General features: G+C 68.4%; 19 protein-coding genes, 1 tRNA gene and 1 pseudogene. 13 read left to right on the top strand and 8 right to left on the bottom strand.

Annotated features, from left to right (window positions below; genetic code table 11):
* The first annotated feature begins 63 nt into the window (after window positions 1-63).
* Together nudC and ACLHG5_RS06760 are read left to right on the top strand one after the other, a co-directional pair.
* Window positions 64-993, top strand: coding sequence for an NAD(+) diphosphatase (gene nudC / locus ACLHG5_RS06765; RefSeq protein ID WP_411318211.1), 930 nt, complete (start codon window positions 64-66; stop codon window positions 991-993).
* The gene (locus ACLHG5_RS06760; protein WP_411314938.1) at window positions 990-2,762 is read left to right on the top strand and encodes an ATP-dependent helicase; all 1,773 of its coding nucleotides are present in this window, start codon (window positions 990-992) and stop codon (window positions 2,760-2,762) included. Before nudC ends, ACLHG5_RS06760 begins: the two co-directional genes overlap by 4 nt.
* Here the strand turns inward: ACLHG5_RS06760 and ACLHG5_RS06755 are convergent.
* Window positions 2,701-3,348 (bottom strand): annotated as a pseudogene (locus tag ACLHG5_RS06755) (hypothetical protein); the annotation flags it as partial. The gene ACLHG5_RS06760 and the pseudogene ACLHG5_RS06755 sit on opposite strands and share 62 nt — an antisense overlap.
* Before the next feature lie 244 nt (window positions 3,349-3,592).
* Window positions 3,593-5,020: a zinc-dependent metalloprotease gene (locus ACLHG5_RS06750; RefSeq protein WP_411314939.1), complete on the bottom strand. Its 1,428-nt coding sequence runs from the start codon at window positions 5,018-5,020 to the stop codon at window positions 3,593-3,595.
* A 134-nt stretch (window positions 5,021-5,154) separates the two neighbouring features.
* Here ACLHG5_RS06750 and ACLHG5_RS06745 point away from each other — a divergent pair, with 134 nt between their 5' ends.
* The 3 genes from ACLHG5_RS06745 (at window position 5,155) to ACLHG5_RS06735 (ending at window position 9,544) form a co-directional block, all read left to right on the top strand.
* Complete coding sequence (locus ACLHG5_RS06745; protein WP_411314940.1) at window positions 5,155-6,276, top strand: PDZ domain-containing protein; 1,122 nt, start codon at window positions 5,155-5,157, stop codon at window positions 6,274-6,276.
* A gap of 111 nt (window positions 6,277-6,387) precedes the next feature.
* A complete protein-coding gene (locus ACLHG5_RS06740) occupies window positions 6,388-9,339 on the top strand; it encodes a UPF0182 family protein (protein WP_411318210.1) in 2,952 nt (983 codons plus the stop codon).
* Between the two features lie 131 nt (window positions 9,340-9,470).
* Window positions 9,471-9,544, top strand: a tRNA-Met gene (locus ACLHG5_RS06735).
* 80 nt (window positions 9,545-9,624) lie between these two features.
* Here the strand turns inward: ACLHG5_RS06735 and ACLHG5_RS06730 are convergent.
* On the bottom strand, window positions 9,625-10,644 hold the full coding sequence (locus ACLHG5_RS06730) for a LacI family DNA-binding transcriptional regulator (protein WP_411318209.1): 1,020 nt from the start codon (window positions 10,642-10,644) through the stop codon (window positions 9,625-9,627).
* Between the two features lie 140 nt (window positions 10,645-10,784).
* Here ACLHG5_RS06730 and ACLHG5_RS06725 point away from each other — a divergent pair, with 140 nt between their 5' ends.
* Window positions 10,785-11,603 carry a carbon-nitrogen hydrolase family protein gene (locus ACLHG5_RS06725; protein WP_411318208.1) on the top strand — a complete coding sequence of 273 codons (819 nt, stop codon included), beginning with the start codon at window positions 10,785-10,787 and terminating at the stop codon, window positions 11,601-11,603.
* A gap of 23 nt (window positions 11,604-11,626) precedes the next feature.
* Here ACLHG5_RS06725 and ACLHG5_RS06720 read toward each other — a convergent pair whose 3' ends face one another.
* Complete coding sequence (locus ACLHG5_RS06720; protein WP_411318207.1) at window positions 11,627-12,826, bottom strand: aminotransferase class I/II-fold pyridoxal phosphate-dependent enzyme; 1,200 nt, start codon at window positions 12,824-12,826, stop codon at window positions 11,627-11,629.
* Between the two features lie 110 nt (window positions 12,827-12,936).
* On the opposite strand from ACLHG5_RS06720, the gene ACLHG5_RS06715 reads away from it, so the two are divergent.
* The 7 genes from ACLHG5_RS06715 to ACLHG5_RS06685 all read left to right on the top strand — a co-directional run bounded on the left by ACLHG5_RS06715 (window position 12,937) and on the right by ACLHG5_RS06685 (window position 20,446).
* Entirely contained in the window at window positions 12,937-13,497 is a 561-nt protein-coding gene (locus tag ACLHG5_RS06715; RefSeq protein WP_411318206.1) for a hypothetical protein, read from the top strand.
* A complete protein-coding gene (locus ACLHG5_RS06710) occupies window positions 13,473-14,303 on the top strand; it encodes a hypothetical protein (RefSeq protein ID WP_411318205.1) in 831 nt (276 codons plus the stop codon). The genes ACLHG5_RS06715 and ACLHG5_RS06710 overlap by 25 nt, the downstream gene beginning before the upstream one ends.
* Window positions 14,304-14,493: 190 nt before the next feature.
* Complete coding sequence (locus ACLHG5_RS06705; RefSeq protein ID WP_411318204.1) at window positions 14,494-16,188, top strand: trypsin-like peptidase domain-containing protein; 1,695 nt, start codon at window positions 14,494-14,496, stop codon at window positions 16,186-16,188.
* Window positions 16,189-16,343: 155 nt separating this feature from the next.
* Window positions 16,344-17,381, top strand: coding sequence for a glycosyltransferase family 2 protein (locus tag ACLHG5_RS06700; RefSeq protein ID WP_411318203.1), 1,038 nt, complete (start codon window positions 16,344-16,346; stop codon window positions 17,379-17,381).
* A gap of 3 nt (window positions 17,382-17,384) precedes the next feature.
* Window positions 17,385-18,194: a CDP-alcohol phosphatidyltransferase family protein gene (locus tag ACLHG5_RS06695; protein WP_411318202.1), complete on the top strand. Its 810-nt coding sequence runs from the start codon at window positions 17,385-17,387 to the stop codon at window positions 18,192-18,194.
* Window positions 18,191-19,063, top strand: a complete 873-nt coding sequence (locus ACLHG5_RS06690) for a glycosyltransferase family 2 protein (protein WP_411318201.1) — start codon at window positions 18,191-18,193, stop codon at window positions 19,061-19,063. Before ACLHG5_RS06695 ends, ACLHG5_RS06690 begins: the two co-directional genes overlap by 4 nt.
* A 54-nt stretch (window positions 19,064-19,117) precedes the next feature.
* Window positions 19,118-20,446 carry a CDP-glycerol glycerophosphotransferase family protein gene (locus tag ACLHG5_RS06685; RefSeq protein WP_411318200.1) on the top strand — a complete coding sequence of 443 codons (1,329 nt, stop codon included), beginning with the start codon at window positions 19,118-19,120 and terminating at the stop codon, window positions 20,444-20,446.
* Here ACLHG5_RS06685 and ACLHG5_RS06680 read toward each other — a convergent pair.
* Genes ACLHG5_RS06680 through ACLHG5_RS06665 form a run of 4 tightly spaced genes read right to left on the bottom strand, consistent with a single transcriptional unit; the run spans window position 20,430 to window position 23,556 of the window.
* Entirely contained in the window at window positions 20,430-21,245 is an 816-nt protein-coding gene (locus ACLHG5_RS06680) for a hypothetical protein (protein WP_411318199.1), read from the bottom strand. The genes ACLHG5_RS06685 and ACLHG5_RS06680 overlap by 17 nt on opposite strands.
* On the bottom strand, window positions 21,242-22,021 hold the full coding sequence (locus ACLHG5_RS06675) for an ABC transporter ATP-binding protein (protein WP_411314953.1): 780 nt from the start codon (window positions 22,019-22,021) through the stop codon (window positions 21,242-21,244). The genes ACLHG5_RS06680 and ACLHG5_RS06675 overlap by 4 nt, the downstream gene beginning before the upstream one ends.
* Entirely contained in the window at window positions 22,021-22,818 is a 798-nt protein-coding gene (locus ACLHG5_RS06670) for an ABC transporter permease (protein WP_411314954.1), read from the bottom strand. The genes ACLHG5_RS06675 and ACLHG5_RS06670 overlap by 1 nt, the downstream gene beginning before the upstream one ends.
* A gap of 45 nt (window positions 22,819-22,863) precedes the next feature.
* A complete protein-coding gene (locus ACLHG5_RS06665; protein ID WP_411318198.1) occupies window positions 22,864-23,556 on the bottom strand; it encodes an NTP transferase domain-containing protein in 693 nt (230 codons plus the stop codon).
* Window positions 23,557-24,323: the final 767 nt, after the last annotated feature.

Here is a 24,323-nt window from a genome sequence, read left to right as displayed (position 1 = left end):
CACTCGCAGGGACGCCCTCCCCTCGCCACGCAGTATCCCCCCGTCGAAGCGAGAGGTTCCGCCATGTCTTCAGAGTTCGCCGCGCAGCTGCCCCTCGCGCGCCAGGCGATCGATCGCGACTACCTCGCGCGAGCGCGCCCCGATCTCTTCGAGGGCCTGTGGGCGGCTCCGGAGACCCGCGTCATCGCGCTCCATGACGGATCGGCGCTCGCTCGTGGCGCTCGACTCGCCTACCTCGAGCCGCGCGAGGTGCCGACGGCCGACCTGCTCCTCTATCTCGGGCGGTCGAGCGACGCCGCGGCCACGCCGTTCGTCGCCGCGGTGCTCTCCGAATCCGCAGCGGCCACTCTCGGTGACGACGCCGAGTGGGTCGAACTCCGCACCGTCGGGGGCTCGCTCGACGCCCTCGACGCCGGACTCTTCACCGAGGCGCTCGCCCTCGCCAACTGGCACACCTCGCACGCGTTCTCGCCGCGCACCGGCGAGCCGACCCAGCCCGCCCTCGGGGGGTGGGTCAGGCGCGCGGCCGACGACGACCCCGCCGGCTCTCGCGACGTCTTTCCGCGCACCGACGCCGCGATCATCGTGGGGGTCACGGATGCCGATGACCGCATGCTCCTCGGAGCCAACGCGCTCTGGCCCGCCGGCCGCTATTCGCTCCTCGCCGGTTTCGTCGAGCCCGGTGAGTCGCTCGAACACGCCGTCGTGCGCGAGGTCTTCGAGGAGGCGGGTATCCGCGTCGTCGACCCCGTCTACCTCGGTTCGCAGCCCTGGCCCTTTCCGGCCTCGCTCATGCTCGGCTTCCGGGCGACGGTCGAACCGGGCCAGCAGGTCGTGCCCGACGGCGACGAGATCCTCGATCTCCGCTGGTTCAGTCGCGACGAACTCGTCGCCGCGCTCGGCGAGGTGACCCTCCCGGGGTCGACGTCGATCGCTCGCGCGATCCTCGAGGACTGGTTCGGGGGACCGATCGACGACCGAGCGGCCGTATGACCGCCGAGTCACTTCTCACGGGTCTCGATGACGAGCAGCGGGTCGCCGCCGAAGCCCTCCTCGGCCCCGTGTGTCTCCTCGCCGGGGCGGGAACGGGCAAGACGCGGGCGATCACCCATCGCATCGCGTACGGAGTCGCGACGGGCGTCTACCCTCCCGGTCGAGTCATGGCCCTCACCTTCACCTCGCGTGCCGCCGCCGAGCTCCGCGGTCGGTTGCGGTCGCTCGGGGCCGGCGGTGTCTCGGCTCGCACGTTCCACGCGTCGGCCCTCGCGCAGCTCTCGTTCTTCTGGCCGCAAGTGGTCGGGGGCTCGATGCCCCGCATCCTCGAGTCCAAGGGCAGGGTCATCGCGGCGGCCGCGGAGTCGCTCAGGCTCAAGCTCGACACCCCGACGCTGCGCGACGTCGCCGCCGAGATCGAGTGGCGCAAAGTGTCGAGCCTCACGATCGACCAGTATGCGAGCGCCATCCGTTCCTCCCGCGCGGTTCCGGCTGGTCTCACGCCCGACACGACGGTCGCCCTGCATCGCGCGTACGAGGCGATCAAAGACGAGCGCCGCCAACTCGATTTCGAAGACGTGCTGCTCGCCGCCGCGGGCATGCTCGAGACCGAGCCGTGGGTCGCGCAGCAGGTGCGCGAGCAATATCGCTTCTTCGTCGTCGACGAGTATCAAGACGTCTCGCCGCTGCAGCAGAACCTCCTCGAGCTGTGGCTCGGAGAGCGTCAGGATGTCTGCGTCGTCGGTGACGCGAGCCAGACCATCTACTCGTTCGCGGGGGCGTCGAGCGACAACCTCGTGTCGTTCCCGTCGCGCTACCCGCAATCGACCGTCGTGCGTCTCGAACGCAACTACCGGTCGACACCCGCGATCGTCGACACGGCGAACCGCCTCATGCGGGATCGCGCGGGCGCACTCACCCTGCGGTCCGCCGCCGCGCTCGAGGGGTCGGCGGCGTCGGCGCCGCGCAGCCGCGGTGCGGGTGCGACCGTGGGACCGGCACCGTCGGTCACGGGATATCGGGACGACCGCTCTGAGGCGCGAGCGATCGCCGGGCTCATCGCCGATCAGGTCGCCGCGGGCACGCCACCGCAAGACATCGCGATCCTCTACCGCATCAATTCGCAGAGCGCGGCGTTCGAAGCGGCACTCACCGATGTGGGCGTGAGCTACCAGGTGCGCGGGGGAACGCGGTTCTTCGACCTCCCCGAGGTCAAGCAAGCGCTCATGATGATCAAGGGCGCCGCGGTCGCGGGAACCGTCGAGCCGCTCTTCAAAACCGTGAGCGACGTGCTGCGCTCTCTCGGCTGGACCCAGGACGCCCCCGAGTCCCGCGGTGCCGTGCGGGACCGCTGGGAGTCGCTCAACGCGATCATCGGTCTCGCCGAGAGCGCGCCGTCGGCCACGACACTGCGCCAGTTCGCCGACGAACTCTACGAGCGCTCCGCGGGTCAACACGAACCGACGATGGCGGCCGTGACTCTCGCGACCCTGCACTCGGCGAAGGGGCTCGAGTGGGACACGGTCTTCGTCGTCGGCCTCAACGAGGGGCTTCTGCCCATCAGCTATGCGAAGTCGCTCGCCGCGATCGACGAAGAGCGCCGCCTGCTCTACGTGGGTGTCACGCGAGCGCGGAAGCGCCTCTCGCTGTCGTGGGCCGAGACGGCTCCGCAGCGATCGGCGGCGCGCCAACCGTCTCGGTTCCTCGAAGAGCTCCGCAGCCGCACTCCGGGTGCGGACGCCACGTCGTCTCCGTCCGCTCGCCGCTGAGCGCGTCGATCCCCGTTCGCGCGGTCGAGGCGCGATCGCTCCGATTCCCGTCGAGGCGGTCGCCGACGCGACGCGCTGCGGTCGCGGCAGCTTCGATCGCGAGCACCCCGCGGTCGAGCGCGCTCGTGCGGTGCCACACCTGGGTGGCGATGGCGGGCCACGCCGGGTCGGCGTCGGTCCGGTGGCGCTCGAGACAGTAGAGGCACGGGCCCGAGCCCGGTTCGACGAACGGTCCTACACTCACCGAGCGATCGGAGAAGACGACGGGGAGGTGCGGGATGTCGCGGCGCAACCACCGGGTGCGCAGCTCCGGGTCGACGACGTAGTGGGCGACGATGACGACCGCGTCGGGCGGAGTCGCGTCATCGTCGGCGTACGACGCCGAGTCGACGTCGTTTCCGATCGCTCGCGCATCCACGCCGCCGTGCCGGAGCGCGTCGAGCAGCCTGTCGACGGTCGTTCCCTTACCGGTGATCGACACTCGGGGGCGTGCGCGTGCGGGAGAACGATCATCGAGTGCCGGAGCGACGAGCGAGAGAAACCGTGCCAGGTCGTCGGCGTCGCACCCGACGCTCCGCCCGAGCATCTCGAATCCGGAGGGGCTGATCCCGGCCGCGAGGGCGGCGAGCAATCGCTCGTGCGCGTTCGAGACGTCGTCGAGTCTCACGACGGCGACGTCGACGCCGATCTGGAGGCTCGTGGGGTCACGCCACACGAGAGGCAACCGGGGGTCGAGTCGCAGCACCATTCCGTCAGGATGCCACCGGCTCTCGTCTCGCGTCGCCGCGCATCCACAGGCTGCGCAGCCACCTGACGAGCGCCGCGCTCGACTACTTCGGTTCGGGGTCTCCCGGCGTCGAGCCGGGGGAATCGTCACCCGACGGGTCGCTCGGCGAGTCTCCCGCGGGGTCGCCCTCGTGGGGACGGTCGTCGGAGTCGTCGTTGAGCAGATCCTCGATCGCCCGGTCGATGTCGTCGGGCTCGGGAGCGGGCGCGTTCAGTCGCGCGATGAAGGCGGCGGGGTCGTCGATGTCGGCCGTCGTGGGCACGACGTCGGGGTGCGACCAGAGTGCGTCGCGCCGCTCGGCTCCGACGGCATCCGTCACCTGCTGCCACATGGCCGCCGCCTCGCGCAAGCGACGCGGGCGCAGCTCGAGGCCCACGAGGGTCGAGAAGGCCGACTCGGCGGGACCACCCGCGGCGCGGCGCCGACGCACGGTCTCGGCGACGGCGGCCGAGCTCGGCAGGCGCGTCGTCGCCGCGGCCGTGACGACATCGACCCAGCCCTCGATGAGGGCGAGCATCGTCTCGAGGCGTTCGAGCGCCGCGAGCTGGGCGTCGGACTTCGGCGGGATGAGGGCCCCGCTCACCATCGCCTGACGCAGTTCCTCGGGGTTGGAGGGGTCGAAATCGGCGGCGAGTTCTTCGAGCCGGCCCGTGTCGATCCGGATTCCCCGCGCGAACTCCGTGATCGAGGTCATGAGCTGCAGTCGCAGCCACTTCGCGTGGCGGAAGAGGCGCGCGTGCGCGAGCTCGCGCACGACGAGGTAGAGCTGCACTTGGTCGAGGGGGATGTCGAGTCCGTCGCCGAACGCGTCGACGTTCTGGGGTACGACCGCCGATTGCAGCCCGGACTCGCTCGAGGCATCGAGAAGGGGGATGCCGATGTCGCCACCGGAGACGACCTCCGCCGAGAGCTGCCCGACGACCTGGCCGAGCTGCATCGCGAAGAGGGTGCCACCGACGTTCCGCATCAGTTTGCTCGCGCCGTCGATCATGCTCGACATCTCCTCCGGTGCCTGCTGGCGCAGCACCTCGGTGAGCGAGTTGGCGATACTCAGAGCGACGGGCTCGGCGAGTTCCGTCCACACGGGCATCGTGGCGTTGACCCACTCGATGCGGCTCAACTGGCGCGGGGGAGCGGTGAGGTCGCTGATCTCGGTGGCCTCCGAGAGCCACAGTGAAGCGATGGCCACGGCCTGGTCGAGTGCTGCTGCTCCGGTCGGCGTGACAGCCGTCGACTCGGCCGAGGCGATCGCGGTCGCCTGCTGCAGGGCGACATCCCAATTGACGCCGTCACCCTGGTGCTGCATCGCGGCCTGCAGCTGGCTCATGAGCTGGGCGACCATCGCGGGGTCGTCGGGCAAGCCCGCAGCACCGGCGAGCTTGGCGGGATCGATGTCGGAATTGCCCGACAGGAACTGTCGGAGCATCTCGCGGAAATCGTCGTCGGGCTCGTGCCCCGCATCATCAGCCATGCCAACTACGCTAGCTGCTGGCTCGCCCGCGGAACCTGGATTCCGGCGGCGCGGACCCGCCGGGCCGTGCGCCCGTGGCGAACACCCTCGTTGTCGGTCACGACGACCCTCGAGTCTCTCGTGAAAGGACACCGGTGACACTCTTCGCCGACGACACGACCCGCTCCGACGCCGGCACGGGCGAGCGGGCCCCGCGCTCCCGACGCGTCGGCTGGGGGCTCGTGGCTGCGGCCGCCGTCGGCACCCTCGTTCTCTCGCTGCTGCCCTCGCCCTACGTGATCGAGCAGCCGGGGCCCGTCATCGACACCCTCGGCGACGTCACCGTGGCCGAGGAGTCGGTGCCCCTCATCTCGATCCCCGGGGAGGAGACTTTCCCGACCGAGGGGCGCCTGAGCCTCCTCACGGTCAACGTCGTCGGCAACCGGGAGCAGCAGCCCACGTGGTTCGAGGTCGTGACGTCGTGGGCCGACCCGAGTCGCGCGGTCGTGCCCGTCGACGCCATCTACCCGGAGGGGCAGACGGTCGAGCAATCGAACGAGCAGAGCGCGGTCGACATGGAGAACTCCCAGAAGGACGCCGTCGCGGCATCCCTCACCGAGCTGGGATACGACTTCGACAGCACCTTGACCGTCGCGGCGTCCGCGCCCGATTCGCCCGCCGACGGAGTGTTCGTCGAGGGAGACGAGATCGTCTCGGTGAACGGCCGCGCACCCGTCGACGTGACCGAGCTCCGGTCGATCATCGCCGACAACGGCACGGGGTCGCCCGTGGACATCGAGGTGCTGCGCGACGGCCGCGAGACCCCGCTCGATGTCACGCCCGTGATGCTCGAGGGCAGCGATCAGCCCGTCGTCGGAATCTCGGTCGCGACCGAATACGACTTCCCGTTCGACGTCGAGATCCAGCTCGAGCGCATCGGCGGACCGAGCGCCGGCATGATGTTCGCGCTCGGGATCATCGACAAACTCACCCCGGGGTCGCTCACGGGGGGAACCAACGTCGCGGGAACCGGCACGATCACGGCGGACGGGCTCGTCGGTGGGATCGGGGGGATCCGACAGAAGATGTACGGCGCGGCGGATGACGGCGCCACGCTCTTCCTCGCTCCGACGGCCAATTGCGACGAGGTCGTCGGCCACGTTCCCGACGGGCTCACGGTCGTCGCCGTCGAGACTCTCGACGACTCGCTCGAGGCGCTCGAGACCGTGGCGAACGGAGAGGATGCCACGGACCTGCCCACGTGCGCCGCCTCGTGACGCTCGTCGCCTAGCGCGCCTCTGCTCACGCCGCGAACACTCGTCGGCGTATTCGCAGAACCCCCCGGTTAAGATGGTCGGACACAGCCATCAACAGCCAGGAGCACTCTCTTGACTTCTACGGAAGCCCGTCCGGCGTCTCGCACGCGGACCACCCTGGCGATATCGGCAGCGGTCATCGCCGGTCTCGTCATCTTGTTCTTCATCTTCTCGGGTCTCTACACGGACTGGCTGTGGTTCGACCAGCTCGGATTCGGCGGGGTCATCACGACGCAGTGGCTCGCCGCCGCCGGAATGTTCGTGGTCGGATTCGTGGCGATGGCTGTGCCGGTGTTCGCGAGCATCTCGATCGCCTTCCGGTCGCGCCCCGTGTACGCCAAGCTCAACGCGCAGCTCGACCGCTACCAGCAGGTCATCGAGCCGTTGCGTCGACTCGCGATGATCGGCATCCCCGCGGTGCTCGGTGTCTTCGCCGGTGTCGCGACGTCGTCGCAGTGGCCGCTCGTGCTGCAGTGGTGGAACCGTACCCCCACGGGCGATACCGACCCGCAGTTCGGCCTCGACATATCGTTCTATCTCTTCGAGCTGCCCCTCTACCAGGCGGCCGCCGCCTTCGCCTCGGCCATCGTGCTCATCTCGGCGATCGCCGCCCTCGCGACGAGCTACCTCTACGGGGCCCTGCGCCTCAACGGCCGCGAGGTGCGCATCTCGCGCGCCGCACGCATCCAGCTCGCGACCATGGGTGCGATCTACATCGCCCTTCAGGCCGTGAGCATCTGGCTCGACCAGTACGCGACGCTCACGAGTCTCAGCAGCGGCGGACTCCTCGTCGGTGCGTCGTACGCCGACGCCGAAGCCGTGATCCCGGGTCGCGCGATCCTCGCGGGTATCGCCGCGTTCGTCGCACTCCTCTTCGTGCTGACCGCCGTCATCGGCCGCTGGCGCTTCCCGATCGTCGGAACCGCGCTGCTCATCGTCTCGAGCCTGCTCATCGGTTCGCTCTACCCGTTCATCGTGCAGCGCTTCCAGGCCGACCCGAGCGCGCGGACCGTCGAGGCGCCCTACATCGAGCGCAACATCAACGCGACGCGCGATGCCTACGGTGTCGCGGATGTCGTCGAGCAGCCGTTCGACCCCGAGACCGAGACGGAGGAGGGTGCGCTCCGTAACGACGCTGCAACCACTGCCAACATCCGCATCATCGATCCCGCCCTCGTCACGCGCACGTTCGCGCAGCTCGAGCAGTTCCGCCAGTACTACCAATTCCCGCCCGAGCTCGACGTCGACCGCTACGAGATCGACGGCGAAGTGCAAGACACCGTCATCGCGACGCGTGAACTCGATCTCGAGGGCCTCGGCTCGGCGAACACCTTCTACAACCGCACCTTCGTCTACACCCACGGTTACGGTCTCGTCGCCGCCTACGGCAACCAGCGCTCGCCCGAGGGTCTGCCGGTGTTCCTGCAGTCGGGAATCCCGAACGATGGAATCCTCGGCTCCGACTTCGAGCCGCGCATCTACTTCGGTGAGTCCTCGCCCGACTTCTCTATCGTCGGTGCGCCCGAGGGTGCGCGCGACGTCGAGCTCGACTACCCGTCGGGTGAAGACGAAGAGGCCGACAACGCCACCACGACCTTCGCGGGCGACGGTGGACCGACGCTCGACAACGTCTTCAAGAAGCTGCTCTACGCGATCAAGTTCCAGTCGGAGCAGATCTTCCTCTCCGACGCCGTGAACGACGAGTCGCAGATCCTCTACGACCGTGATCCGCGCGAGCGCGTGCAGAAGGTCGCGCCCTACCTGACCCTCGATAGCGACGCCTACCCGTCGGTCGTCGACAACCGGGTCGTGTGGATCGTCGACGGATACACGACGAGCAACAACTACCCCTACTCCGACCGCCAGCAGTTGAGCAACGCGATCGTCGACACGAACACGCCGCAGCCGGCCTACGCGATCGACAACATCAACTACATCCGCAACTCGGTGAAGGCCACTGTGGACGCGTACGACGGCTCGGTCACGCTCTACGCGTGGGATGCCGAGGACCCGGTGCTCGAGACCTGGCAGAAGATCTTCCCGACCTCCGTGCAGCCCATGGAGGAGATGTCGGGTGAGCTCCTGTCGCACGTGCGCTACCCGGCCGACCTGTTCAAGGTGCAGCGAGCGATTCTCAGCACCTACCACGTGACCGAGAGCGACTCGTTCTACTCGAACGACGACGCCTGGATCACGCCGAACGACCCGACCGAGTCGGCGGCGACGGCAGCGTTCCAGCCGCCGTACTACCTCTCGATGCAGGTGCCCGGTGCTGACGAGCCCGACTACTCGCTCTACTCGACCTACATTCCCCAGGCCTCGGGAGAGGGAACGCGAAACGTTCTCACGGGCTATCTGGCCGTGAACGCGAACGCCGGGTCGGCCGATGGTGAGGTTTCCGACACCTACGGGGAGTTCACCTTGCTCACCCTGCCGCGTCAGACGACGGTCCCCGGCCCCGGTCAGGTGCAGAACGACTTCAACACCGACACCGAGGTGGCGAACCAGCTCGCACTGCTCACCCGTGGTGACACGACGATCGAGCGAGGCAACCTGTTGACCCTCCCGGTCGGTGGCGGTCTGCTCTACGTCCAGCCCGTCTACGTGCAGTCGACGGCGGAGACGAGCTACCCCATCCTGCGGAAGGTGCTCGTGTCGTTCGGCAACCAGATCGCCTTCGAGGACACCCTCGACGCCGCACTGGACTCGCTGTTCGGAGGCGACTCGGGAGCCGATGCGGGTGACGGTGACGTGATCGTCGATCCCGACGACATCATCGACCCCGACGCCGACCTCGAGACGCCGACAGAGCCGGCCGAGCCCGACCCGGAGCCCGACACCTCGGATCCGGAGCCGACGACGCCCGGCGCTGGCGACAGCCCTGAGCTGCAGGCGGCCCTCGCCGACGCGCAGCAGGCGCTGCAGGACCGTGAAGAGGCATACGCCTCGAACGACCTCGTGGGTGCGGCGGAAGCCGACGAAGCGCTGCAGTCCGCAATCGAACGGGCCCTCGCGGCCGAGTGATGTCCCACGGTTGACCGCTAGCGCGGCCATCGTGTGAACGGCGTCCGGCTCAGGCCGGGCGCCGTTCGCACGTTCGGCAGAGCAGGAGCGTCACGAGCACGCGATCCGTCTGGTAGTGTTGACTCTTGTGCCGCGGGGTGGAGCAGTTCGGTAGCTCGCTGGGCTCATAACCCAGAGGTCGCAGGTTCAAATCCTGTCCCCGCAACAAGCAGGTCCCGGAAGCTTCGGCTTCCGGGACCTTTTTCTTTGCGCTGGTCGAGTGTCGTGTCGCGCCGTCGAGTCTCGTCAGACGGCGGCGTCGCATCCGCAACTCCGGCGGATGATGAGCTCCGCGGGCAGCACGTCGTGCGTCTCGCTCGTGTCGGATTTCTTGAGCTTCTCGATGAGGCGCTTCATGGTCCACTCGGCGACGTTGTCGATGTCGACGTCGACGGTCGTGAGGCGCGGAAACGCTCGCGCGGCGGTTTCGGTGCCGTCGTAGGAGACGACCGCGATGTCGCTCGGCACGAAGAGGTCGCGCTCGCGGATGGCCCCGATCGCCCCGACCGCTTGCACGTCGGAGACGACGAAGAATGCCGTGAGGTCGGTCGATTCGAGGAGGTGGAGCGCCGCCGTGTGTCCGGAGGATCGGGTGAAGTCGGCAGCCCGATAGAGGAGGTCGTCTCCCGCCTCGAGCCCGGCGCGCTCCATGGCGAGCCGCCAGCCGTTCACGCGGTCCTCGGCGATCCCCGCTGCAGCTGCCGACGGCCCCGTGATGCACGCGATGCGCTTGTGGCCGTGCTGTTCGATCAGGTGGGTGACTCCCGCAGCAGAACTCTCCACCGACTCGGTCGTGATCGTCGAGATGCCGCGTCCGTGTTCCACGCGGTCGAGCACGATAACGGGCGTGCCCCGTCGCGCGATCGTCGCGAGCAGGTCGGGGGCGTGGGCACCGAGCAGGATGAGGGCATCGACCTGACGATCGACGTAGGTCGAGATGTATTTCTTCTCGCGAGTGAGATCGTGACCGATCGTGCCGATGAAGAGCACGTAGCCCAGGTCGTAGGCGATGTCTTCGACCGCACGAACGAGGCTCGCGACCACGGGGTTGGCGAGGTCGGGAACGAGAAGGCCGAGCGACATCGTCGACGACCGTCGCAGGGCCTGCGCGATCGCATTGGGTCGATACCCGAGCTCGCGGATCGCGTCTTCGATGCGGGATCGCGCGGCCGCCGAAACGGGTCGGGATCCCGGGTTGAGCACATAGCTGACGACCGCCGGCGACACGCCTGCTCGACGTGCGACATCCGCTCGCGTGACTGCCACAGACAAACCCCCCGGCCTAGTTTCTGGGTCGAGCCTACCTTTCCGCGCGATCACGATTGGGGGCTGGACTGAGGATGCCTCGACACGCTATGCGTCGGGCGACACGGCTCAGCCGGGGTCGCCCGATCTAAGCTGGGAGCATGCTGCCGACCCCGGACTCCGTCGCTCTCGCCGTCGCGCAGTTCGCCCCCACCACCGACGCGGCGAAGAACCTCCGCGACATGGCCTCGCTCGCCGACACGGCCGTCGCTCGGGGCGCGTCGCTCCTGGTGTTCCCCGAGTATTCGGCGTTCTTCGAGCCGCAGATCGGCGAGGCATCCCTCGCGGCGGCCGAGGGCCTCGACGGCGAATTCGTGCGGGGGCTCGCCGCCCTCGCTGAGCGCACGGGTGTTCATGTCGTCGCGGGAATGCTCGAAGCGACCGACGATCCACGACGGTTCTCGAACACTCTCGTCGCCGTCGACCCCGCCGGTGCCGTCGTCGCGACGTACCGCAAGCAGCACCTCTACGACGCGTTCGGCCAGCGTGAGAGCGATTTCGTTCTCGCGGGGTCCATCGCCGAGCCGGAGACGTTCGTCGTCGGCGACCTGACGGTCGGGCTGCAGACGTGTTACGACATCCGCTTTCCGGAGGTCACCCGCACCGTCGTCGACGCAGGAGCCGACGTCGTGGCCGTTCCCGCGGAGTGGGTGCGCGGCCCCCTCAAGGAGCACCACTGGCGCACCCTCGTGACGGCACGCGCGATCGAGAACACCGTGTACGTCGCCGCGGCCGACCACGCCCCGCCGATCGGCGCGGGCAACAGCATGATCGTCGACCCCATGGGAGTCGAACTGGCGACCGTCGGCGACGACACGGATATCGCGGTCGCCTGGGCGTCGTCGGCGCGCATCGCGTCTGTCCGTGACACCAATCCTGCCCTCCGATTGCGGCGGTTCACGGTCGTTCCCCGCGACTAGGTGCGCAGCCTGAGCGGGCCGGCTCAGCGGGTCGACAGCCCCGCGAGCCGGTTCGACGCCTCGTTGAGCACATCGAAGCGCTTGCAGAACGCGAAACGCACGAGCGAGCGGTAGTCCGCGCGGTGTTCTTCGCGCACGAAGGCGCTCACTGGCACGCCCACGACCCCCGCGAGCGAGGGCAGGGCACGGCAGAACTCGCCCGCGTCGTCGAAGCCGAGGGCGGCGGCATCCGCGACGACGAAGTAGCCACCCTCGGGAGTGGTGATGCTGAAGCCGGCTGCCGTGAGACCCGCCGAGAGCACATCCCGTTTGCGCTTGAGGTCGGCCGCGAGCCCGCGGAAGAACTCGTCGGGCAAGCGGAGGCCCACGGCGATCGCCGGCTGGAAGGGAGCGCCGTTCGCGTAGGTGAGAAACTGCTTGATCGCGAGGATGACCCGCACGAGTTCGCGCGGCGCGGTGAGCCAGCCGACCTTCCACCCGGTGGTGCTGAACGTCTTGCCCGCACTCGAGATGGTGATGGTGCGCTCCCGTGCCCCCGGGAGCGTCGCGATCGGAATGTGGGGGAGGTCGAAGAGCAAGTGCTCGTAGACCTCGTCGGTGACGATGAGAGCGTCGTGGGCGTGCGCCGCCTCGACGATCACCTCGAGCGCCGCACGGTCGAGCACGGTGCCCGTGGGGTTGTGGGGGTTGTTGACGATGATGAGCCGCGTGCGGTCGGTGATCGCGGCTCGGATGTCGTCGTGGTCGGGTTGGAAGTGCGGCGCGGGCAGCGGCACCGTGCGGTGAACAGCCCCGCTCAACCCGATGGCGGCCGCGTATTCGTCGTAGAACGGCTCGAAGGTGACGATCTCGTCGCCCGCCTCGACGAGCGCGAGCACAGTGGCCATGATCGCCTCGGTCGCACCGGCGGTCACGAGAACCTCGGTCTCGGGGTCGACGTCGAGAGCGTAGAAGCGACTCTGGTGCTCGGCGATCGCGGTGCGGAGCTCGAGCGTGCCGAGCCCCGGCGGATACTGGTTCACACCAGCGGCGATCGCCTCTCGAGCAGCGTCGAGCACTTCGCGCGGGCCGTCTTCGTCGGGAAACCCCTGACCGAGGTTGATCGCCCCCGTCGTCGCGGCGAGGGCGGTCATCTCGGCGAAGACTGTCGGGCGCAGCTCGCCGTCGACTCCGAGAAGCATCGCCGAGCGGGCCGTGCGCGCCCACGCTCCGGGAATAGTCAATTCGTCACCAGCACTTCGTCGAGGAGTAACCAACCTAACGCCGAGCCGCTGAACGGCGGTGTTGTGGAGAACGCTGGCGCCCGCCACCACGCGTGTTCTAGCGTCATCGCATGAGCTCGCCCCTCCGCCCCGCGCGCGTCGGTGCGTTCGGTGCTGCGGCGATTCTCACGGTGATTCTCGCCGGATGCGCGACGGCCGCGCCGACACCCGCGCCGTCAGCTTCGCCGCAAAGCGACCCGGTCTTCGCCACCGAAGAGGAAGCGCTCGCCGCGGCCGAGGAGGCGTACGCGGAGTACCTCGCGGTGTCGGACGAGGTTGCGCAGGACGGGTGGGCTGACACGAATGCTCTCCACGATGTGGCTCGTTCGGAGGCTCTTCAGCAAGACCTCGAAGATGCTGCAATGCTTTCCGGAGAGGGCAACGCGCAGATAGGTCAGACGACCTTCTCCAGACTCCGTCTCCAGGACTGGGGAAGCGAGAAGGCCTTGACTGCCTACGTTTGCCTCGACGTCTCGGCTGTAGACATTGTCAACGAAGACGGGGACTCGACGGTTCCAACTGAACGCCTCGACCTCTATCCCCTCGAGATCGAGTTGGCCCACGTCGACGGATCCACCGACGACCTCCTCTTAACAAGAAGCGATCTATGGTCCGGCGAGAACTTCTGCTGACCGTATTCGCCGTCATGACCTTTGTCGTCGGCGGCGTTGTCTCGCCGACGAGCCCAACGTGCTCGAGAGCGATGGCGGCTGCGGGGCTCTGCCCACCACCCTCCGCATCCGTCACGCCCGACGGGGTCGAGCTCGGGGGGTCGGTCACGACGCCCGGTCGGCCCCCGGCACCCGGCGCACAGGTCGGGCCCGGCGCGGGCGCACCCGGCGGGGCGGCGCCCGTGCTCGAGGAGCCGCAGTGCGACCCCGCCGTCGAGGTGTGTCGCGACGGGTACACCGTCACGGGGCCGTCGGATGAGCCCGAGGAGGAGGCTCAGCGCGCGATCACGCTGAGCGACATCGCGGGGTTCGACGCGTCGAGCGGCACGCACGGGATGCAGCCGAACGGGTGGTCGATCATCGGGCTCGAAACCAACTTCTTCGTCGATGCTCGAACCCACATGCGGCAGGGCAGCCTGCTCGGCGAACCCGCGTCGGTGCGTTTCACTCCGGTCGCCTACCGCTGGGACTACGGCGACGGCACGACAGTCGTGCGCACGACGGGAGGAGCGCCGTGGGCGGCCGGTCGAAGCAACGAGTTCACGGCGACCCCCACGAGTCACGCCTACTCGCGGGCGGCGACCCACACGGTGTCGGCGAGCACCGACTACCGCGCCGAATACCGCTACAGCGACGGGGGCCCGTGGGTGTCGATCGACGGCACCGTGACCGTCGCGGCCGACCCCCTCACGGTGCGGGTCGGCACCGCAGACACCGTGCTCGTCGACCGCGATTGCGCGGCGGGGCCCCGCGGTCCCGGCTGCTGACGCAAGCGGTTCGTTCGCATCGGCCCGACAGCGCCGGCACCGACCAGCTCCGCAGGAACAAGCGAATGCCCTCCGCGCTCCGAAGAGAGGGGGTCGATGATCGCTCGATCGAGTCATCACCGCCTCACAGCAGCGACAAATACAATGTCCAGGTTGTCGCCGGATGCTGGCAGCGCTTGAAAGGAGCACCATGACCGACAACAACGATCGTCCCGACACAGGCGAGGCGAGAGACGACGTGAACGCACCGCAGAGCCCCGCCCCCACGCCGCCTCCCGCGCAGCCGACCGAGAGCACCCCCTCGGCGCCCAGCACCCCGTCGACGCCCGCCGCGACTGCGGCTGAGACGCCCGCGCCGTCGACGCCTGCCCCGAGCGCTCCCGCCGCCTTCACCCCGCCGGCCGGGCAGGCCGCGGCCGACACGCGATCGAACCCCTACGCGTCGACTCCTCACGCACCCGGACCCCAGGCGTCCGCGTACTCCGCGCCCACCCCGCCTCCCGTTCCCGGGCAGCAGCCGACGGCGCCGCTCTACGGTGCAGCGGCGGCACAGGGAGGCCTCTACGGCCAGAACGGCGCACAAGGTCCGAACGGCGCACAGGGTCCGAACGGCGCGCACGGCCAGACCGGCGCGTTCGGCCAGCCTGCCGCCGCCGGTTCGTCTTCGACCGCGCCGAAGCAGAAGCGCGGCGCCGGAGTCGGGCTCATCGCGGCGATCGCGGTCGGCGCGCTCGTCGGCGGTGTGTCGGGAGCGGGTGTCACCGCTTTCGCCATCACGGCCATGCAGAACTCCGGAGGGTCGAGCGTCGTCTCGGGCCCCGCGAACATCACGGTCAACGACGCCGACGACGCGACCGCCATCACGGCGGTCGCGGCATCCGCCGGACCGTCCGTCGTCACGATCTCCGTCGAGAACTCGAACACCGGGGGCACCGGCTCCGGCGTCATCCTGAGCGACGACGGTTACATCCTCACGAACGCACACGTCGTGTCGATCGACGGTGCGGCACCGACCTCGGTGTCGGTGCAGACCTACGACGGTCGGCTCCTGCCCGCCGAGCTCGTGGGCACCGATCCGATCTCCGACCTCGCCGTGATCAAGGTCGACGCGACCAACCTCCAGGCCGCCGAGTTCGCCGACTCGAGCGAACTCAACGTCGGTGATACCGCTATCGCGATCGGCGCGCCGCTCGGTCTCGCCAACACGGTGACCAACGGCATCGTCAGCTCGCTCAACCGCAGCATCACGGTCGCCTCGTCGGCGGCGCCGCAGACCCCCGACGACCAGAACCTCGACGAGACCGACCCCGACGAGGGACCGTTCGACTTCTGGCGCTTCGACACCCCCGAGAACGAGGGTGAGGGTCAGCAGCCGACCGCGTCGTCGACGATCGCGCTCTCGGTGATCCAGACGGATGCCGCGATCAACCCCGGCAATTCCGGTGGCGCGTTGCTCGACTCCGAGGGTCGAGTCATCGGCATCAACGTCGCGATCGCGAGCGCCGGATCATCCGAGGGCACCGCGGGAAGCATCGGTGTCGGGTTCGCCATCCCGTCGAACTTCGCCGAGCGCATCGCCGACGAGATCATCTCGGGCGGAACCGGAACCCACGGGCTCCTCGGGGCGAACGTCTCCGAGGTCTCCGCCGACACGGCGACCGTCGTCGGAGCGCTCATCCAAGACGTCGTGGCCGACGGTGCCGCGGCAGAAGCCGGATTGCAAGCGGGCGACATCGTGACCTCGGTCAACGGCATCCCCGTGACGAGCGCGACCGACCTGACCGCGCAGATCCGGGCCCTCGCTGCCGGAGCAGACGCCGAGATCAGCTACGTGCGAGACGGCACGCCGGCCGAAGTCGATGTGACCCTCGGGTCGCTCGAGTAGCGACTGGTCGCGGCCCGACCGCAGACGACGACAGATGCCCGCGGCGCACTCCGGTGCCCCGCGGGCGTCGTCGTGTCGGCTGTTAGGCTCGATGGAGCTTCCGGCAACGGCCGTCGTAAGCGAAGAGACCCGATCCGGCCGCGACTGGATAGCACGTGAGCCCAACTGATACGCCGCAACCCGGGGTCTCGTACATCATGCCCGTGCTCAACGAGGTCGATCACATCGAAGCGGCCGTTCTGAGCCTCACCGATCAGGACTATCCGGGTGACATCGAGGTCGTTCTCGCCCTCGGGCCGAGCGTCGACGGCACCAACGCCGTCATCGACGAACTCGTGCGGGCAGACCCGCGCATCGTGCGCATCGAGAACGAACTCGGATCGACCCCCGGCGGGCTCAACGCGGCCATCAGGGCGTCGACCCACCCGATCGTCGTGCGCGTCGACGCGCACTCGGTGCTCCCACGCGACTACACGCGCATCGCCGTCGAGACCCTCGTGCGCACGGGGGCCGACAACGTCGGCGGCATCATGCGCGCCGAAGGCACGACCCCGTTCGAACGCGCGGTGGCGACGGCCTACGGCGCCCGCGCCGGTCTCGGGGGCACCCCCCACCACGTCGGGGGTGTCGAGGGTCCGTCGGAGACCGCCTACCTCGGGGTCTTCCAGCGTCACCGCTTGCTCGAGGTCGGCCTGTTCGACGAGAACATCAAGCGCGGGCAGGACTGGGAGCTCAACCGGCGGTTGCGTTCCACCGGAGGCACGGTGTGGTTCACCCCTCACCTCGTGGTCACCTACCGTCCGCGGTCGAACCTCCGCGCGCTCATCCGCCAGTTCGTTGCGACGGGTCTCTGGCGGGGGGAGCTCGCGCGGCGCTACTTCCGAGCGAACTCGCTCCGCTACTTCGTTCCACCGCTCATGGTCATCGGTGTCACCCTCGGCCTCGTCGTGGGGATCGCGGGCCTCGCGCTGCTCGGTTCCGGAGCGGGTTGGCTTGCGTTCGCTCTCGTCGTTCCCGGCGTCTACGTGCTGTTCGTCGCCGCCGCGACGGTGCCGGTCGTGCGGGCGCAGGGCGTCCGCAGCGCGCTCTGGTATCTCATAGTCTTGCCGTGCATCCATTTCGCATGGGGGTCGGGTTTCGTCCTCGGTTTCCTCAAACTCACGAAGAACATCACGGCACACACAGGAAGGTGACGCGTGACCTCACCTGTCTCCGAGCGGCGCCCGTCGTCGATCGCCGAATTGCGCGAGATCACCCAACCTCCCGAGGTGCGCGAGCGTGCCAACGCCGAACACTGGACGGCCTCGCTCTACCTCCGCGACCTGTCGCCCTACCTGACCTGGTGGCTCCTCAAGACCTCGATCTCGGCCAACGGGGTCACGGGCATGATGATCCTCGTCGGGTGGTCGACCGCGGCGGCCCTGCTCATCCCCGGCGTCGGCGGAGCGGCCCTCGCCCTCGTGCTCGGTCAACTGCAGATGCTCGTCGATTGCTGCGACGGGGAGGTCGCCCGCTGGCGCAACACGCGGTCGCCCGCCGGCGTGTTCCTCGACAAGGTGGGCCACTACTCGACCGAGGCCCTCATCCCGATCGCCCTCGGCATCCGCGCGGCCGGTTATCCGTTCGATGTCCCAGCCGATTTCGCCTGGACGACGATCGGTTTCGCCCTCGCCCTCGTCATCGTGCTCAACAAGGCGCTCAACGACATGGTGCACGTCGCGCGCGCGGGCGCCGGTCTTCCCAAGCTCGCCGACCGCAAGGGCGAAGCGGAACCGAGCGCCAGGATGATCGCGCGCTTGCGTCGCGCCGCCCGATTCGTGCCGTTCCACCGCCTCTACCACTCGGTCGAACTCACGATGATCACGTTCGTCGCGGCCCTCATCGGACTCGCCGTCGGCTCTCCGCTCGTCGACCGCATCCTCGTGGGCGCCCTCCTGCCGCTCGCCCTCCTCGCCCTCGTCGGGCACTTCGTCGCCATCATGGCGTCGAAGCGCGTGCGCGGGTGAGCGGCCGACCCACCGTCGGCGCCGTTCTCCTCACGCAGGGCACGCGGCCAGTCGATCTCGAGCGGGCACTAGAGAGCATCCTGCGGCAGCAGCACGTCGACGTCGTCGTCGTCGTCGTCGGCAACGGATGGAGCCCGCAGGGCTTGCCCGCCGGGGTGCGCGCTCTCGCGCTCGACGAGAATCTCGGCATCCCCGCCGGTCGCAATCGGGGCGTGCCGCTCGTCGAGGGGGAGTACCTCTTCTTTCTCGACGACGACGCGAGCGTGCCGAGCGAAACCTTTCTCGCCGACGCGATCGCCCTCCTCGGCCCGGGGTCGACGATCGGGCTCGTGCAGCCGCGCGTCGTCGATCCGAGCGGGGCTACGAATCCACGGCGCTGGGTGCCGCGCATCCGCAAGGGGGAGGCGACCGAGTCCGGCGACGTCTTCTCGGTGTGGGAGGGTGCCGTCGTGATGCCGCGCCGCGTCTTCGATCGCACGGGTGGGTGGGCTGAACCGTTCTTCTACGCACACGAGGGCATCGAGCTCGCGTGGCGCGTGTGGGATCAGGGGTTGCGCACGTGGTACGCGGGCGACCTCGTGGCCCATCATCCGGCGATCACCCCCACCCGGCACTCCTACTATTACCGGCTCAACGCCCGCAATCGCGTCTTTCTCGCGCGACGCAACCTGCCCGTCGTGCTCATCCCGTTCTACGTCGCGTCGTGGACCGGAGTGCAGCTTCTGCGCTCCGTGCGCAACCCGATGGGGCTGCGGTCGTGGTGGGCCGGATGGATGGCCGGCTGGCGCGAACCGGCGGGGGAGCGTCGCCGTATCAGGTGGGTAACGGTGTGGCGCATGGCGAGGGCCGGTCGACCGCCCCTGATCTAATGGAGTGTCCCCCACCGGACCACGTTTGTCCCCCTAGCAACTGGAGTTCGCCCGATGCCGCTGCGTGACGATGTGAGCACCGGACTCCGACTCGCGAGGTCGCTGTGGCGCTCCCGCATCACCCGCCGACGCCTCGCACGCATCGCCCCGACGATGTCGAGACCGGCACCGGGCACCGTGCAGATCGCCGTCTACTTCGCCGACGCCGAAGTCAATCTCTATCAGATCCGTCAGTGGTACGGCCCGCTCGCCGACCTCGCGACGACGTGGCCCGTCACGATCATCTCGCGATCACCCGCAGCCGCCCTGACCCTGTTCGACGAGTCGCCCGTGCCGGTCGTCTACGCGCGCCAAGTGGCCGATCTCGAGCAGGTCATCGCCGATCAGGATCTGCGCGTCGTGCTCTACGTCAACCAGAACTCCCGCAACTTCCAGATGATGCGCTACAGCCGCATGTGGCACGTGTTCATCAATCACGGCGAGAGCGACAAGATGTACATGACGACCAACCAGTTCAAGGCCTACGACTACAGCCTCGTCGCGGGCCAAGCGGCCCTCGACCGTCTCCGTCGCAAGCTCTGGGACTACGACCTCGAGAAGCGCGCGATCCCGATCGGACGCCCTCAGACCGACCATCTCGAGGGAGTTCCGCCGTTCCCCGCCGACGACCGCGTCGTCGTGCTCTACGCGCCCACGTGGGAGGGAGACCGCGCCGCCGCCTCCTACGGGTCGATCGTCTCGCACGGCCTCGCCGCCGTGCGCGCGCTCGTCGCGACGGGGCGTCACCGCGTGATCTACCGTCCGCACCCGCGCAGCGGCGTCGTCGACGCCGACTACAAGGCCGCCAACGACGAGATCATGCGGATGCTCACGGCCGAGAACCTGCGCGATCCGTCAGCCCATCACGTCGTCGACACGGGCGCCGAGCTCGGGTGGCAACTGCGGGTGGCGGATGTCGCGATCACCGACATCTCGGCCATGGTCTACGACCGCCTCGCGACCGGCAGGCCCATCATCGTCACGCGCCCCGTGCACGACGACGCTCTCGTCGACCTCGACGGTTTTCTCGGCGACGCGGATTGGCTCGACGCCGCGGAGGCGACGAGCGTCGTCGACGTCGTCACGCGCGTGCTCGTGAGCACCGAGTCGCAAGAGCGCCTGCAGAGCTGGGTGCGGCACCACTTCGGTGACACGACGGCGGGTGCGGCCACCCAGCGATTCCGCACGGCCATCGAGCACCTCATGGGGGAGTGGGAGACCCACGCGGCGCTGCACCCCGCCACCTCAGACGACGCGGGCGATCACGCGCTCTCCGACCTCCCGGTCGCGAACACCATCACGCCGGCTGACGACGATGACGAGACGATCATCCGCCGGGTGTGACCTCGCCGGACTCGATCGCGGAATCGCGGCGACCCCGGATCTTCATGCGGCCCCGCAGCGCTCGCAGTGCCGGCCTCGGGGTGTCGGTGCTCGCGCGCGGCTCGAGCTCGACGGGAAAGTCGATCGGGGGTGGACCGAACGCCTCGCGAGAGCTCGTGACCACCCGACGACCGAGCATGTGGTTTCCGGTTCCGCCGATGACGGCGCCGATTCCGAAGGGAATCGTGCGGCCGAGCACCGAGGTGCCCTGCGAGGTCGCGAATCGGCGCACGAACGACCGCTTGATGCGATCCCCGATCTGACCGACGGCCGCTTTCGGCAGGTTCTTGGTGACCATCTCGCCCCAGAACCCGGAGCGGCTCGGTCCGGCGCCGGTGACCTGGGCCGCGAGCTGGCGCACGAGGTCCGAGCCTCCCGTGCCGAGCATCATCGCCATCACGAGGGTGCGGGCACGCTCGGGGTCGCTCACGGCGATGCCGTGCACCTCGGTGACCGACTGGGCGAAGAGCGCGCTCGCCTCGAGGAATCCCGCGGTCTCGACGCCCGAGAGGGCGAGCGAGACGCCGACGCCGACGCCAGGGATGACGGCGCTCGCGCCGACGGCGGCACCTCCGCCCGTCACCGCGGTGAGGTAGCGCCGCTCGAGAATCTGGATCACTCGAGCGGGTGAGGCGTCGGGGTGGTGCTTGCGGATGCTGCGCACGTGAGCCACGACGAGGGGACGCTGCACCGAGAGCAGCCGTTCGATTCCGCGTTCCACCTCGGCGGGCGTGGAACTGTCGGTGGGGGATCCAGTCACTTCTTGACTCCGTATTCGCGGTTGTAGCGGTCGAGCACATCGCCGATCGGACCGTCGACCACCAGAGCGCCCTTATCGAGGTAGAGCCCACGCGTGCAGAAGCGGCGCAGATCTTTCTCGTTGTGGGATACGAAAAACAGCGTACGTCCTCCCGCGAGGAGTTCCTCGATGCGCACGTAGCACTTTTCGCGGAACGCCTTATCGCCGACGGCGAGAACCTCGTCGACGAGGATCACAGGTTCCTCGAGGCGGCTGATCACAGCGAACGCGATGCGCACGCGCATCCCGCTCGACAAGTGCTTGTATGGCGTGTCGAGAAAGTCGCCGATCTCGGCGAAGTCGATGATCTCCGCGAATCGCGCCTCGATCTCGGCTCGCTTCATGCCGTGGAGGCCCGCCGTGAGAAACACGTTGTCGCGCACCGACAGGTCGTCGACGAAACCGCCCGTGATCTCGATGAGAGGGGCGACACCGGCGCCGACCTCGACGGTCCCCTCGTCGGGCAGGATGACTTCGGCCACGAGTTTGAGCAGGGTCGACTTGCCCTGCCCGTTGCGGCCGACGACACCGATCGCCTCACCCTGTTGCACGGTGAAGCTCACGTCGCGCAGCGGCCAGAAGTCGTCGGAGCGCATGCGGCGACGCCGGCGCGAGAAGAGGTCTTTGAAGCTGCGGCGGGACCGCCGGTTGCGACGGAAACGGATGCCCGCACCATCCACCCGGATCACGGGTGTCGAGGTGGTGGTGTCGACGGTGTCGAGTGTGTCGGCGGTCATCAGATCTCCTTCAGCACGGCGCGCTCGACCCGAGAGAAGACGACGCTCCCCACGAGGAGGAGGGCCACGGAGACGCCCGCGCCGATGCCGACGGCCACCCAGTCGATCTGCTCGGGGAAGAATGCCCCGCGGTAGAGCGAGAAGATCCCCGCGAGGGGGTTGAACGAGGCGAGCACGTGGAGGTTCTCGGGGAGGTCGCGCAAGCTGTAGATGATGGGGGAGGCGTAGAAGAGAAACCTCAGCACGAGCTTGACAGCACGCTCGAGGTCGCGGAAGAAGACCACGAGGGGGGCGACGATGAGCCCGATCCCGACGAGTAGAACAGCCTGCATGACGACGGCGAGCAGCACATACACGGCTTCCCAGTGGAGCGTCGCCGTCGTGCCGAACGCGAAGACGGCGATCACGGGGATGCTCGCGACGAACTCGATCCCCTTCGAGAGCACGAGGCGATTGACCCAGATGGTGCGGGGGATCTTGGTCGAGCGGATTAGTTTGGCTTCGCGCAGGAACGCGCGCGTGAAGTCGGAGACGGTTCCGTTGAACCACATCCACGGGAGCAGGGCGCACAGGAGGAAGACGATGTAGGGCTCTTCGCCCACGGTGCGCTGGAACACCTGGGTGAAGACGAACCAGTAGATGCCCGCCATGACGAGCGGGTCGAGGATCGACCAGAAGTATCCGAGCGCCGACGTCGAGTAGCGCACGCGGAGATCGCGTCGGGTGAGCAACCAGAGCGAGTGCCGATATCGCCCGAACGACGACCACGAGCGACTGTCAGGCTGCGCGGTTGTCACGTGATCGGGATCCTCTGATTACCGGGGACATCCCGAGACTGGAGCTCAGACGAAGAGGTTGGCCCTCTCGAGGTCCTCGGCGAAGTCGATCTCTACGGCGTAGAGGTCGGAGATGTCGATCGGCTCAAATCGTAGCTTGTCTTGTTCGATCGCCAGCTCGATGCCGCGCTCGAAGTAGTCCTGGTCGGCGACGCGGCCGAGCTGGCGCACGAGGGCCGCCTTGTCGTGGGCGGCGACGTAGTTGATCCCCACGGCCTCACCGAGACCGTTCTTGACGGTCTTCGAGAGCTCGCGGATGTATCCCTCGGCGTCGGTCGTGTACTTGACCTCTTCGTCCGAGACCTTCGCGGTGTTGACCGAAACGAACGACTGGTTCTGTGCGACCATCTTCGCGGCTCGCACGAGGGCTTCGGGGTCGAAGACGACGTCGCCGTTCATCCACAGGACGCCGCCCGAGGTCGAGGCCTTGAGAGCACGCATGAGGCTCTTGGAGGTGTTGGTCTGGTCGTACTGCTCGTTGTAGACGAATGATGCCGCCGGGAACGCCTCGATGATGTGCTCGAGCTTGTAGCCCACGACGATCGTCACGGCGGCGTCGTCGCCGAAAGCGTGAGCGATGTTGTCGAACTGCTGACGCATGATCGTGCGTCCGTCGCTGAGCTCGGTGAGGGGTTTGGGCAGGGACCGACCGAGGCGGCTTCCCATGCCTGCGGCCAGGATGACGATCTGGGTGGTCACGAATTCTCTCCTCTGATGGCTGTCGCCGAGCGAAGAGGGCCGGGAAATCGATTCACCTGGCGTTCATCTCTACGCTCCTGTTGAGACACATCGTCGTGCTTCACCCCAGTCTAGGTGCGGGCGCCGAATTATGGCAGACATCCACGCGCTTATGTGTCTGTTTTGTGACGCAATACGGGTAGCGTCTGATTCGTCCATACTCTTTCGGTACGGTTGACACGTGGATTCCGACGCAGACGAGGCAACGGTGTCCGGCCCCGTCGAGCGGTCGGAAACCGACTCCGCGGCGACCGGAAAAGTCGGTGCCGACGCTGCCGAATCCGGATCCCGTCGCACCGACGAACCGGCTGGCGAATCCCCTTCGGAGCCCGCGATTCGGCCGGCCGCGAAGCCCCGTTCGACCGCCGCCTCTTCTCGTTCGCGCACATCGGGATCCGCGTCCGGAGCGCGCACGACGCCGGCGTCGTCGGGTGGCTCCCGCGGTGCTCCCGCGAAGAAGACGACGCCGACGCGCGCCGCGCCCAAGTCGGCCGCGAACGCGCGGCCGGCCGCAGCTCGCCGTGTCGACCCGACGTCGACAGACGCGTCCGTAGCACGAGGTGCGAGCGAGAGAGCGGACGCTGACCTGCCCGAGACGCCCGCGAGAGCCGCCACACCCCGGTCACCGCGCCCGTCGGCGCCGAAGGGCGCCGCGGGGTCGTCGCCGCGCACGCCGTCGGCTCGAACGCCCGCGGCGCGCAAGCCCGCCGCTCGCACGCCCGCGCCCC

Source organism: Marisediminicola sp. LYQ85 (assembly GCF_046600695.1).
Taxonomy (GTDB): Bacteria; Actinomycetota; Actinomycetes; order Actinomycetales; family Microbacteriaceae; genus Marisediminicola.
The sequence above is the reverse complement of the archived record's forward strand: the minus strand, read 5'-3'. Positions and strand labels throughout refer to the sequence as shown.

Excerpts from the sequence above, each read along its gene's own strand:
- nudC (WP_411318211.1), top strand. The coding sequence starts at position 64 with ATGTCTTCAGAGTTCGCCGCGCAGCTGCCCCTCGCGCGCCAGGCGATC.
- ACLHG5_RS06760 (WP_411314938.1), top strand. The coding sequence starts at position 990 with ATGACCGCCGAGTCACTTCTCACGGGTCTCGATGACGAGCAGCGGGTC.
- ACLHG5_RS06705 (WP_411318204.1), top strand. The coding sequence starts at position 14,494 with ATGACCGACAACAACGATCGTCCCGACACAGGCGAGGCGAGAGACGAC.
- ACLHG5_RS06750 (WP_411314939.1), bottom strand. The coding sequence starts at position 5,020 with ATGGCTGATGATGCGGGGCACGAGCCCGACGACGATTTCCGCGAGATG.
- ACLHG5_RS06715 (WP_411318206.1), top strand. The coding sequence starts at position 12,937 with ATGAGCTCGCCCCTCCGCCCCGCGCGCGTCGGTGCGTTCGGTGCTGCG.
- ACLHG5_RS06725 (WP_411318208.1), top strand. The coding sequence starts at position 10,785 with ATGCTGCCGACCCCGGACTCCGTCGCTCTCGCCGTCGCGCAGTTCGCC.
- ACLHG5_RS06675 (WP_411314953.1), bottom strand. The coding sequence starts at position 22,021 with ATGACCGCCGACACACTCGACACCGTCGACACCACCACCTCGACACCC.
- ACLHG5_RS06685 (WP_411318200.1), top strand. The coding sequence starts at position 19,118 with ATGCCGCTGCGTGACGATGTGAGCACCGGACTCCGACTCGCGAGGTCG.
- ACLHG5_RS06710 (WP_411318205.1), top strand. The coding sequence starts at position 13,473 with ATGGTCCGGCGAGAACTTCTGCTGACCGTATTCGCCGTCATGACCTTT.